Annotated in this window: 11 protein-coding genes and 1 pseudogene; 4 read left to right on the plus strand and 8 right to left on the minus strand. The window is 44.2% G+C overall.

Annotated elements, in window-relative coordinates; all coding sequences use genetic code 11:
- Positions 1 to 611: 611 nt before the first annotated feature.
- Positions 612 to 752 (plus strand): annotated as a pseudogene (locus tag K2G41_RS12030) (arginase family protein); the annotation flags it as partial.
- An 82-nt stretch (positions 753 to 834) separates the two neighbouring features.
- Here K2G41_RS12030 and K2G41_RS12035 read toward each other — a convergent pair.
- The 5 genes from K2G41_RS12035 to K2G41_RS12055 all read right to left on the minus strand — a co-directional run bounded on the left by K2G41_RS12035 (position 835) and on the right by K2G41_RS12055 (position 5,405).
- Complete coding sequence (locus tag K2G41_RS12035; protein ID WP_300118597.1) at positions 835 to 1,335, minus strand: hypothetical protein; 501 nt, start codon at positions 1,333 to 1,335, stop codon at positions 835 to 837.
- Between the two features lie 217 nt (positions 1,336 to 1,552).
- A complete protein-coding gene (locus K2G41_RS12040) occupies positions 1,553 to 1,996 on the minus strand; it encodes a MarR family winged helix-turn-helix transcriptional regulator (RefSeq protein WP_300118599.1) in 444 nt (147 codons plus the stop codon).
- 729 nt (positions 1,997 to 2,725) lie between these two features.
- Entirely contained in the window at positions 2,726 to 4,093 is a 1,368-nt protein-coding gene (locus K2G41_RS12045) for a hypothetical protein (RefSeq protein ID WP_300118601.1), read from the minus strand.
- Positions 4,094 to 4,385: 292 nt separating this feature from the next.
- The gene (locus tag K2G41_RS12050; RefSeq protein WP_300118603.1) at positions 4,386 to 4,871 is read right to left on the minus strand and encodes a hypothetical protein; all 486 of its coding nucleotides are present in this window, start codon (positions 4,869 to 4,871) and stop codon (positions 4,386 to 4,388) included.
- Between the two features lie 6 nt (positions 4,872 to 4,877).
- Positions 4,878 to 5,405, minus strand: coding sequence for a GNAT family N-acetyltransferase (locus tag K2G41_RS12055; protein WP_300118617.1), 528 nt, complete (start codon positions 5,403 to 5,405; stop codon positions 4,878 to 4,880).
- A gap of 228 nt (positions 5,406 to 5,633) precedes the next feature.
- Here K2G41_RS12055 and K2G41_RS12060 point away from each other — a divergent pair, with 228 nt between their 5' ends.
- The 3 genes from K2G41_RS12060 to K2G41_RS12070 all read left to right on the plus strand — a co-directional run bounded on the left by K2G41_RS12060 (position 5,634) and on the right by K2G41_RS12070 (position 9,604).
- Positions 5,634 to 6,827 (plus strand): hypothetical protein, encoded by a 1,194-nt coding sequence (locus K2G41_RS12060; RefSeq protein ID WP_300118604.1) that lies wholly within the window; start codon positions 5,634 to 5,636, stop codon positions 6,825 to 6,827.
- A gap of 295 nt (positions 6,828 to 7,122) precedes the next feature.
- On the plus strand, positions 7,123 to 7,587 hold the full coding sequence (locus K2G41_RS12065; protein WP_300118607.1) for a T9SS type A sorting domain-containing protein: 465 nt from the start codon (positions 7,123 to 7,125) through the stop codon (positions 7,585 to 7,587).
- Between the two features lie 4 nt (positions 7,588 to 7,591).
- The gene (locus K2G41_RS12070) at positions 7,592 to 9,604 is read left to right on the plus strand and encodes a hypothetical protein (protein WP_300118610.1); all 2,013 of its coding nucleotides are present in this window, start codon (positions 7,592 to 7,594) and stop codon (positions 9,602 to 9,604) included.
- A gap of 138 nt (positions 9,605 to 9,742) precedes the next feature.
- Here K2G41_RS12070 and K2G41_RS12075 read toward each other — a convergent pair whose 3' ends face one another.
- The 3 genes from K2G41_RS12075 to K2G41_RS12085 form a co-directional block, all read right to left on the minus strand.
- Positions 9,743 to 10,783: a radical SAM protein gene (locus K2G41_RS12075; protein WP_366145430.1), complete on the minus strand. Its 1,041-nt coding sequence runs from the start codon at positions 10,781 to 10,783 to the stop codon at positions 9,743 to 9,745.
- Between the two features lie 87 nt (positions 10,784 to 10,870).
- Positions 10,871 to 11,335 carry a hypothetical protein gene (locus K2G41_RS12080; protein WP_300118613.1) on the minus strand — a complete coding sequence of 155 codons (465 nt, stop codon included), beginning with the start codon at positions 11,333 to 11,335 and terminating at the stop codon, positions 10,871 to 10,873.
- 24 nt (positions 11,336 to 11,359) lie between these two features.
- Positions 11,360 to 12,934: glycoside hydrolase family 2 TIM barrel-domain containing protein (locus K2G41_RS12085; protein WP_300118615.1), on the minus strand; the 1,575-nt coding region annotated here is incomplete at its 5' end.

Below are 12,934 nucleotides of genomic sequence, written 5' to 3' on the forward strand. Positions count from 1 at the left end.
GCAGTGAGTCCTGCCACGTATGTTTCCGCCGACACAAAATTGTCGGTGAAACCCGGTGTAAATTCTTTAGGCCAATTTATTGCTTCCATATTTTCTATAGTTTTATAAAGATAACGCCTTTATTCGCTGAAAGTTCTATAGTTATATTGCTTAATACCAATTATTTAAGCTCGTATTTAGAGAAGCGAATTTTTTTGTTTGCGCAATCTTTTGAAAATCATTATTTGCGATAAATAGGTTACTAAGGGAGGAAAAGGAAACCTTTACTTGAAAAATTTTTTATCTTTGAGGTTATACTTCAAAGTCGGTTACAGACAACTGTTGTAACATTCGTCACTACGAGCCATATTTCATGTAGCACCAAGGCGCAGTGGGCCAACCATGAAAATACTGGACGGCTATCAAACTCCGTGCATTCAACACCGAGTTTGATTCTACCGATTATTATAAAACTTAGTGACGATTGCACCTATGACGGCAATAACGCAATAAGCCATTGAGGTTGAGACTGCATCTCCTCTTCATTGGCTTTCGCGTTATTGACTATTCTTGACTATATACCCGAAAACGATATCTACGCTCTTGCAGCAGTTGCCGATGACCACGAAAGAGGGTTAAAACTAAAGGAAGTTGTCCGCATCATCAATGACATTGCCCGTGAGAAAGAACTTGTGGCACTTACAGTGGCGGAGCCTATGCCTCGTCTGGCAATACGCCTCAAACAGATGCTTTCGGAGTTGCCACTATTATAACAATCTGCAGAAGTGATGACATTCAACCAAAAGTAAAGGCTATCAAACAAGATAGCCTTTACTTTTGTGATGCCTGAGTGATTTATGATTTTTTCTGGTTCCACGGTTTAAATACCGAGACCCATATCAGAAAAAGAAGACCAATTCCTTGAAGAATCGCCATCCAGTTGACAATATCTTGCTTTAAGCCGAAGAAGTCTGTCGGGAAAGATATGGATTCGTTGGCCGTAGCGGACGCCTGAGCTATGATTTCAAGCGACAGCGGATGAAGGCCGAAAGTACCTATCAGGATTATAGCAATTCCCACAATCCATTTCACGGTAAGCCAACGATACTTGAAGAAGCCCCACTTTGTCTTTAGACCGTAAATTATACCTGTGATAACGGCAAGAATCGCACCGGGAATCACAAGCGCATAGTCAATAAACATCGCGGTCTGCTGATTATACAGGAAGTCCAGACTGCTAACTGAGTGACGCCAGAACAGTAACCCCATCATAAGGACACCTACAGTCCATGCCATGATGAAGAATAGATGAAAGACCTTGAGTGTCTTCATCCCTTTGGGTGAGAGCATTTTCATAATTTTATCTTTTTGAATTAATTCTTTCCTTAACCTTTAACCATGCCAGAGTTCCGGCAATACAACATTCGGACATAGGCATGATAAAACCGTTTGAACATACAACCGGGCACATTTTCCTCCCGGCTCAACGGAGAATCCGAATACACGACAGCCAACGGCAGCGGCGCACTCTCTCCAAAGTATTCAGAATATCTGTCTATGAATTGTTTAGGTGTCATTTTACATTGAAATAGATTTTGGTAAGCAGTTGTTCGAGTATTTCCTTCTGCTCATCACTCATACCGGTTGTAGAAATGGCAGTAACCAGTTCAGCGATATGTTCAATTTCATTCATTCTTGAATTAGCATAATCCGTCAGAAATATGGCATTGGTCTTGCTGTTAAGACTTTCCCTTTTTATATATCCCTTCTGTTGTAGATAGTTCAATGCACGGCTGATAGCTGCTGGATCCTTACCAAGAATCTTTGAAAGTTGTGACTGGCTGAGCCCATCCTTACACCAAAGCACCTTTAGTACAGTGTACTGTGAGTGTTGAAGGTCGATATGATACTCTGCAAACAGCCTGTTGAGTCTCTTGACCATGACATTCAAGGCACGGTCAAGATAATATCCCAGAGTATCAATCTGGAGATCAGTAATAACATCTGTAGCGTTCATTTTGCAAAGATAGTAAATATTATTGATTAATCAATAATACAACATAATATCAGCAAAAAAGTTTAAAAATGCAAGCTGTTAACTAAAGTTCACGCTCGCTTTTCAAAAACTGTTAAGCATCACTTTGGTATAACTACACTTGAATTACGAAACAGGAAATAGCAGTGAGTTATATGCCACTTCGCTGATAAGCGATACCACCATCTGCACCATACTGAATACACTCATGGGTAATCGCCCGACCGAAAGCCTATTGAACATTTCCAATTAGTCATACGTTTAAGTATGACCTGAAACGCTAAGAGAAGAGATACGCTCGACCCGAAACTGGTTTTTATTTTAAAATTTAACGAATTAAAACTCAATGAGAAATCTCTTTTTTGCAGGAGGACTTGCCGCGTTGATGGCATTATCCGTCACCACCAATCTTCTTTTAACGATTTCATAATCTTTTCTGCCACAGTATTAAAGTGGCTGTATAAAAATCAACTGGGTTGTAGTGCCTACGCAAGCGCAGGCACTACAACCCAAAATTTAGCCATTCTGATAGAGCCACCTTTAATATTAAGATGACCGAGTATCGCCTCAGGGTTATACCTAACTTTATGCCATGAAAACAAAAAAGATAAAATTGCCATTACGCGACGGATATATTGTCGTGGTACAGGCTACATTGATTGTGTCGGTGAAAAAACGCGTGAAGAAGTAGCCCAACCAAGAGGACAGCCCTTACTTTGCGGAAATATCTACATTGACTGATGCCGGGAATATTCTACGTGGGTCATGATATTCCCTACAGCTTTCCACCATATTGTCGAGTGTGCATTTGAGTTTGCCGCTGAACATAAGCTTTCCGTTCACAACCACTTTAACCGGACGAGTCAGTTCAACGAGATCACTGTTCAAATAGACTTTAAAAATCCCGGATGTGGCGGGACAGTAAGAACGTTCAAAATTTAAAGGTATCCCCCACTCGCTGTCTGTCTCAATTGTCCTATACTCGACATTATCAACGCTTATGGTGACAACATTGTCGTGGATACTCATTTCGTATCTTGTGCGTTTTGATGGATCCGGACGCTCTATCACCTGCAGATTATAAAACCCCGTGCGATGTATTCCATCCATTTCAAAATCTTCCCAAGACACGTCAGTCGGATACGGATTACGTTTATACCCGGAGAGCCAAGGAGTAGTGAGACGATAGTCAATCTGATGTCCCATACCCGGAATCAACTCTACATTATGAATATAATCATCGGGATGGATTCTCTGAAGACTATCAAAAGCCTCTTTCGTATATCGCGTCAGTTTATCACGGTAGAAACCGTAATCCCTATCTCCCGTTCTCAATGAGAAAGCAATGTTACGGCAATTCTCAACCGGTGCATTTGCGAGAGGTTCACCTCCTGCCATAGGTCCGGCTGCGGCAAGATAATCGGCGTAGAATGAAGCAAGTCTCTGACTTCCATATCCACCTTCACTGATTCCGAAAAAATATATTCTGTCGGGATCTATCTCATCACTTACCAAAGCCTGACGCAACAGTTTTTCCCACGCATATTGCTTACCTTTCTGCCACCATCTGTAATATTCACCGGTGCGGGGAATACGAGGCACAAAATAAGCCGATGGACTGTCTTCAAACATTTTAGCCAAGTACAACCCTATCTGCCATTCCTGAGCAGGCTCACCTGATCCGTGAAGATACAGGAACAATGGATAACCATTGTCTGGTTTCTTGCCTTTACTTCCCCAATAATACTTCATTTCAGCATCCTCCTCAAGAGATGACGGGATGGGCCACACTCCGTTGTCTGCCATAGTAATCGGCCGCAACGGATTAAGCTTTTCTTCCTCAAAAGCAATATTTGCAGCCTTCCACGCATCCCATACCATTTTCTGTGTGGCCGGAATATCACTCACCTTTATCTTTTTATCCGGTGAAAATGGCTGACACTCGTCCCCGTTCAGATCACTCAGAAACCACTCCGTAAGAGAGCTTGAAATAGATAAGGTCTTTGACGACGCATTAAACGACCAGCATAAGACGGCTGCGACCAGACATGCTGACACTCTGTGAAATTTAGATATCATATTCTTGAAATTCTATTTTTTGTAAATTAATCGATTGGTTCAATGAAAGCGTTCTTCCATAGGGTGAAATGAGCCAACCCACTAAATTATTATTGCTTTCTATGTCTTCTATGCTGCAAATTTACTCATTTTCCATGACATATCATTTGAGATGACTTCATAACTCAAGATATCGCACTCTCAAACGCAAAAGTCACTCCATTTTTGACTCAATCATCATTCAAAAAGTTGGTTCAGTCGATTTTCAATCATATCATAGAAGTTAATACAACTACCGGATATTTTATGGTATTCAGCTAATAGTTTCAATGAATGCATCCGCCTCTTCTCTTGAACGGAAACAAACAATAGTACCCTCAAAGTTTTTCAGATGATTCTTGATTTCAGGGACGACATCGCGCGGGAAATCAAGAATCCATTGCAGAAATTCCGGGTCAAGTTCATCATCCACCCAAGGCATATCTACACGCTCCTTGCCAAGCCGTGACTTTACACCTTCAATGCATCTCTCCAACGGAAGATCAAAGAAAAACACTGTATCGCAGTGAGCAAGACGAACAGGAAGCGTACGCGCATAATTCCCATCGAGAATCCATTCACCGCCGGACAGGAGCTCATCCAATTTTTCGTCAAACTCCTCACGCCCGACAACCGTGCGATCCGCCCGATGCCAGATCATATCAAGATAATGGAGTGGCAAACCGGTCTTTGCCGAAAGCTTTCGGCTGAACGTGCTCTTACCTGCACCGGGACAACCTAATACGACAACCCTCTTCATTCCAGTCTAAAGGTCAATTGCATATAATACATGCGTCCGCAACGGTGAGCCGACCGATAAATCAGGATGTTCAAATTCTCCAATTTTAGTCATTCCGATCTTTTGCATAACTCTTTCGGATGGTAGATTCGGTTTTGCCGTGAATGAATACAATTTATTCAATCCAGATTTTTTAGCCATTTTCAATATCTCTTCAGCTGCTTCTGTTGCCAAACCCTGATTATGATAGTCAGCAGCCAGACGCCACCCGATTTCAACACCGGGTGTAAAATCAGCATCAAAACCAATTCCATGCAAGCCGACATAACCGATGAATATCCCGTCAGATTTCAATTCCACGGCATACAGTCCCCTCCCTACCCGATCAAATTCAGCCTGAATCCTATTATAGAATGATTCCGTCTGCTCTTCGGTCAATGTCGCCGGGAAATAACGCATGACGCGCTCATCCTTATTAATCGCAGCAAACAAAGGTAGATCCTCCGGCCTCCAAGAGCGAAGAATCAATCGGTCCGTCTCAATATACTTCATGATACAACAAAACTTTATACAAAAGTAATAAAAATTTATCCGGTCATCGTATAAGTGCATAATAATTGACAAAACCCAACTGCGTTGACTGTATGGCGCATTCAATCTACGTAACATTTAAAGCATCTTCCATTCATCCACCACAAATTATTATAAATCACAACTTTTCCGCATGAAGAGTTGTTTAATAGATACATTCACACGTTTATTCAACTTATTTATTTTTCCAAGATGAGAAAATTCCTTTTTATAATTTCAATTCTCACACTTACTGCATCCATTCCGGCTATCGGTCGTGATACAAAGTCAACACAAAGACGATATATATCGCCTGAAGAAGTCCACGTCACTGTTTCTCCGGCAGCCCAAAAGAAAGCCGATGCACTTTATGAGTCCGTGCGCAGTGCATACGCCCAAGGAAAACTTTCCGCTGATGGTGTTGTCGATAAGGCCCTTTACCACAAGGTTTGGGACGATGAGCTTGCGGCCCGGTGTCTTCAACTTGTAGCGGATAAGAACGACCGTGCTAAAGCTGAACTCGGATATCTTTATACATTTTATAAAACGGCTTATAAGTTTCCCAATAAAGAATCCGAAGGAGTCCGAATGATGGAAGAGGCCGCCAAGGCAGGTAATAAAAAAGCCTCTGACTATCTTGGAATATATTATAACCGAAAAAAGGATTATGCCACGGCATGGAAATATTTCAACGTTTCCGCTCCCAACAACATACCTTTTACACTCACCGTCATGGGTGAAATGTGTGAGGATGGAAAAGGAGTGAAAAAAGACCGTGCCAAGGCGCGTGAATATTTCCGCCGTGCAGCCGAACTCGGTGATGCAAACGGTGCTTTAAAATACGGATCAGCCCTTCAGCGCAAGTGGTACGGTGATGTAAATATGCCGGATGCATTTTTCTGGACATACATTGCCGGTGACTTAGGCAGCGATGTCGCTCGCTCAAACCTTCAGTTACCACTGCGTGGTGAACGTTTTGGTGATGATAAGAACACTGCCTTCGTACGCAACTCTTTTACACTCACCAATGCATGGAACGACAAAATGGGACATCCGATCAAGGATGAACCGATCTATCAGGAAGGATTTAAGGCAGGCATTGCCACTCGCGGGGTAGCAGCCGAAAAGGGTGATCCTTGGTCACTTTTCTATATCGGCAGCATGAGCTACAATGACGAATTCCTCGACCATAAGGATGAATTTATCAGCGAGTGTTACGAGCCTATCATTGCCAGCGGAAAGCTGCCTAAGCCAGCTTTAGCACTGGTGTATGAACGTATGGCAGAAATTTACCGTAATGGTACCGGAGTCAAGAAAAACGCAGCCAAAGCAGCCGAATACACCCGTAAAGCTGCGGATTACGGAAGCGTTGCCGCATACAAGATCGTGGAGAATATTCCTGATTGAAAATTCCCTGAATATTGATCAAGGCAAGTAAAATCCAACGTATATTTTATAGACGGCTTTTTATTGCCTACGCAATATATTCACACTAACGACTTTATCAAACTAAATCCGGATGTAGAGAGATTCCCTCTTCTCTACATCCGGATTTAGTTTAATTCCTCGCCTCATTCACGTTCCGATTTCATCTAATTTTAGTTAAATCATCTGTTTTATAAATAAATAGCCGTAATAATTGCTGAAATCAATAAAAAAATCATTATTTTTGCACAATTAAACCTATAACAATGGAAACCAGATGAATACAAAGAAAATACTTCTCTTCTCGCTTCTTTGCACAATTGCGGGGTTGAAGTCATCCGGATCTGAGAATAATTGGTGTATCGTTGGTGATGGAAAGTTGCTTATGCCGGTTTCATCAGTGCGTTGTCTTGTCGGTTCGGATGTCACCGGACTCATCACTGTAGTCGGGACGGAAAGTCAGATTGCCGATATAGCCGAAGTGACATTTGCAGTAGATCCCAAAGGAGCGATTGATGCGCCTACGGTATCAACAGGCTCTGTAACACTGATCAACAATACTCTTACAATTAAAAGTGTCATTCCCGGAACGACTGTCACAATCCACTCTGTCGATGGACGTCAGCTATATTCCGACCGGATTTCTGCGGACAGTGCTGAAATCGACATGAGTAATTTTATCACAGGTATGTATCTCGTCACAGTCGGAGGTGACTCTACGTTCAAATTAATGAAACACTAACACCATGACAGACATCGGAAAATATCTTGGCGCACTTTTCGCCATAAGCTTGTGTGGCGGACAGCTATCAGCACAATTTACTGTAACTACTGTTGACGGTACATCTGTTCAGGTTGCAGATGGTGCGATTTCCCAATCAGCCACCGCCGGTTCAGGATATTCATTCGGAGGCATTGACGTAGCCTCTATTGATCGCATAACGTTCAATGCTCTCCCACAGGAAAATCCGGGCACTGTCGTGACTCCCGATCCTTCCACCCTCATCAAACCGGTGGCAGTCCTCGATGTCACGGGCCCTAATAAGGAGTCTGAAGCCCTTACACGCAACGTGGCTTCTGCCGAATATATGATGGAGATTGCCGGACTCCCCTCATTCACCACTACATCGTGTGCCGACGCTGTGGCCGGTGCATCACTCATCATAATCAGCTCACCCATACTATCAGGAAACAAGGCCACCTTTACTCAAGACGAAACGGCCATGCTGATAAATTACGTGAAGAGTGGAGGCATAGTCGTCTCTCCGGCAATTGAGGGTAACATGACCGAAGATCTCAAGGAGCTTTTCGGTATCAGTGGCCACTCCTCGGCAAGTAAAAATTACACATCTTACACATGGACGGATCTCTCGCGTCCCGACATGATCTATTTCGATACTCCGGAGGAGACCACAGTAAGCATCGGACAGATCTCCACCGTAAGTGCGACAGTCAGCACTGCGACACCTCTCGCCTATTATGATGATGACCATGAGGCCATCGCTGTCACCTGCAACGAACTGGAAAAAGGAGCAGCGTACATGTGTGGTTTTCGCTGGCGCGACGTTGTCGAACGTCTCCATTTGGGCAAGGCTATGGGCGTCACCGGTCGCAGCCAGACATTCAGCCCTTACAGCGATATCCCTGCATTCCTGATCCGTGCTGCCATTACTTCGCGCAAACCATTGAGTGCATGGAAATTCACCTCGCCCGGCGGATATCAGGCCGTACTCATCCCTACGCATGATTGCGACTCGCGCACGGCCTATGACGAAATGCATTGGATGGCCGACTATGAAAGTTCCATGGGTCTCAACGGCCACTACTTCCTGACGGTCCACTATTTCCGCCAGCCTTTGTATCTCTCCCAGTTTTACTGTGATGAAACATTACCGGCAGTGCGTAAGCTGCTCGATGCGGGTCATACAGTCGGAAGTCACTCTGTGTGTCACTATCCCGATTTCAATGTTACCGAACGTTTCCCAATGACTCCATTCACGCCTGAAGCTTATGCCGAATATGCCACCCGCGATATGGAGACCGGAATCTCAACCGGATCTACCCTTGCCGAGTTTCAAATTTCAAAGGAATTACTGGAGAAGGATTTCAATATCAATGTCCGTTCCTTCCGTTCGGGCCATCTATGTGTCAATAAGAATTTCCCCAAAGCGCATGTCATGTCCGGCTATCAATTCAGTTCGTGCTACACTGCCCCCTCGCTCCACGCGCAATTTCCTATCCCGCAGCGGATAGACAACAGTTGGGAAGGCGAAACAACAGGAGTGCTCCAGATCCCTCTTCATTTCTCAGATGTATATTCCGGAGATGAAACCATGAATGATGACAACTGGCATGAGAAGCCCGCCCAATGGTTTCAGGTTTTCAATAAGCTGAAGGACAACTATGCCTCCTCCGTAATTCTTATCCACCCCAACCACCAATGGAAAATGGAAGCCGAAAAGATGTTGGTGGATATGATGGATCTACATGAGTGTGGACTCTATAATTTCGAGGATTACGGTGAGTTCTGGAACGGACGTCGTGATTTCAAATTTGACACTTTCTATGATCCGGAATCCGGAAAAGTCACACTGAGCGCAAAATCCGCTGACCTTGCGGTGAACCATGCTCTTGGAATCATGATCGAGGGAATTGCAGATATAAGTTCCGTGACCCTCATTGATGAGAACGGTACTGTTCACCCTGTGCGTGTGAAATCCATGCCTCTCGGAGGTTTCCTAGTCACCCAGCAACATTAAACCGCCAGATGGAAGTTGTATAAATCATCCACATCAACAGTGTCAGATATCGATACAAAAAGACAAAACCGGGTATTTTTCAACTGAATGAAAGATATCCGGTTCTGCCTTTTTACCTTCAACGAGAGTTACAGATGGTTATTTTACATCATAATTTAGTTTCTTACTCACATTACGATGTCGGGAAGACTTATGGCTAAAGGCTGATTTGAAGAGCCGCCAACCTGTATGTTTACGTTTATGATAACTCTCATAACTATCTGTTTGCACATCAAAATCACTTTTATAACAATTTCCATGTGTGACATAACAGTATGAAAAATCCTCTATAATGCTCGACACCGCATCTTGAACATCATTCACAGCATCAAGCTGTTCGATAGAAGGAGCTATGCAGGTAACTCCCCTACGCTGACATTCCTTCACTACGGCACCGATCGTAGCATCATAATTTTCTTTAAGCGGTGTATGATCAAAGTCACACCAAGCTGTATCACCATAGTTCTGCACCGGACGGAGCTGCACAATATCCGGCGAAACCTTTCCCTCCCACAGATGCCAAAATCCGTTACCACGCAAATTATTGACATTCATGGAATTTACTGTGAAGTTGATTCTGACAACAAATTTCGGGAAACGACGCTTCACATCACTAATTATCTCGATTAGCCGACAGAGATTATCAAAATTAGCTCCCGGCATCAGATATTCATAGGTTTCTCTATCAGTCCCATGCATGGATAACGTAATTTCATTCAGGCCGCCCTCTACAAGTTGCTCAAGATTTACACGGCCGGTTGCAATCAACTGACCGTTAGTGGTCAAAGATATATATGGAATACCGGCACGGTGGCCTCGCTTAACCAACTCTGCAAGATGCGGATACAACGTAGGCTCTGCACCACACCCTATCTGTAGTTTAAGCGCACGATGAAACAAAGCCTTTTCCACCTTATCGAGCTCTTCGTCACTCATATTACCTTTCACCTGACCGCGTTTTTTACTATCACTGAAATAGCACATCCGACATCGGAGGTTACAAGCGAAAACCGGATCAATGAATATCCCTATGGTCCGTCGGCCAAGCAAGTGCATCCCGCAGATCCCCAACAACTTGACAGGTGCAGGAATCCGGTTTCCGGAAATAAGTTTTAATATTTTATATATATTAATACTCATAGATCTAAATCAAGGATTTAATTGATAGTTACCAGCACTGACAATATGCACTGCTGCTTTCACCATATTGCAAAACACACTTTAGGATTAAGCCTGATCCAGTTTGAATACTATGCGTTGCACTCCATCCTGAAAACGCGAGCTTGATATACGGAAACGTCCTATTTCAGAAGTACGTTTCACGTGCGTACCCGCACACAGACACTGGTCATAATCTCCGATATGAACCACTCTCACCGTGTCGGATGCGCCTTCCGGCAGACGGCTCATATCGAACCGCTCCATAGCTTCATCCTGACAGATAAATTCCTCCGTAACCTCTACATCTGCTGTAATTACAGCATTGACATAGTCTTCCAGCGAACGCAATTCATCATCAGTCAGCGGTCGCGGCAAATGATAATCGAGTTTGGATTTCTTTCGCTCCACGTGCGCGCTGAAAGCACGTCCGCATCCGAATCTTTTAGCCATCTCACCGTTCAGCAGATGTTCCGCCGAATGCATGGGCGGATATTCCTGTTTATTATGTTCGTTCAGTTCAGGTGTTTCCATTCTTTATTTTCTATTTATATTCATTCATTTCTTTTCAGGCACAATCGGGGAAATAAGGAAGATATAACGATAACTGCCTGCCTCCATGCGATAATCCTTATGCGGTGCAGCTCCCCAACTGTTATCTCCACCCAGACCGCGCTGACCGAGATCGACGTTCAGGAAAGTTTTATCACGGCTATGTCTCACGTCACTATTGTGCATCTGATGTTTGCTAAGTCCCGGATCAAGATCGGCCGGACGCACATCAAGTGCACTTATGTTGATAGGTTGCAGACCTGTCACGAGCAATCCGAAACCGGAAGCGTCAGTGAGTGAGGCCCATCGTACATCGGTTTTGTTTCCTGTTTCCTGTGGACGTATGTAGGGATAGAACTGTTCCGCAACCTTACCGTGCCATGTACCCATAAAAGTAGCCGTATTTCGATCCGAATAATTCTCCTCCGGCCCGCGACCATACCATGTCAGATTATCCTTAGCTTTATCAAGAGTAAACTGTAGGCCGAAACGCATCATCTCAGGATAAATTTTATTAGCATTCTCGATATCGACCTCAATCTTCACCGCTCCTTTAGGATAGATTGTATAGACAATAGTATAGTCCGCACCGACATCCGGTAGATCAAAACGTGCGGTCACCACTTTCGCGTCACCATCATCAATCACGGTGAGATCCTTCATTTTCCGGTTACGGGAAGCACATCTCCAACCGTTGAGACGCTCGTGCGCATGATTGCCCCAGTCATTGTCAGTCGGAGCGCGCCAGAACGATGGTTCGAGCGGATCGGTGATGATGTTATTCCCATCGACACTGTAACGATTGAGCATACCGCTACGCGAGTCAATGGCCACTTTCACACCGTTGCCGCAATCAAATTCCCATGAATTACCGTGTTTATCCAAAGTGACATTGCCATTTTCAGGCTCGAAACTAAACGATACCGGATCAGATAAGGCAAACTGTTCACGGGCCACTTCATAACCGGCAGGTATGATATCATCCCCTTTGCGGGTAAAAGCATAGACGGACAGATAGTATTCATGACCGTCATTCAGATCAACACCCGATAGCGGAACTGCGACTTCCTTATTTTGGCCCGCTGGCAGATCAATCGAAAATTCGCCCTCCTTGATGCGCTGACCGTCGCGCAGCAACTCCCAACGGAAATCATATCCGTCAAGATTACGGTAGATAAAATGATTTTCAACCATGAATTTACCTTTGGCAAGATCTACAGGACTGAAACGGATGTCCTGATAGACCTTCTTCACCTCAGCCAGTCCGGGATGAGGGGTACGGTCCGGCTGCACGAGACCGTTGATACAGAAATTCTCATCATGTGTGTAGTTCTGCGCACCAAGGTCTCCGCCGTAGGCCCAATATTCGTTACCATCACCATCCTTTGTCAGAATGCCCTGATCGACCCAGTCCCAGATAAAACCGCCCTGCATGTGGGGACTCGAACGTATGATGTCGAAATATTCCTGAAAGTTTCCTGTACTGTTGCCCATCGCATGACCGTACTCACACATTATATATGGACGGTCAACATTCTTACGCGAGGCATAATCCTGCATATACTTTATAGAAGGATACAT

Origin of the sequence: Duncaniella sp., from assembly GCF_029056165.1 — a bacterium.
GTDB lineage: Bacteria > Bacteroidota > Bacteroidia > Bacteroidales > Muribaculaceae > Duncaniella.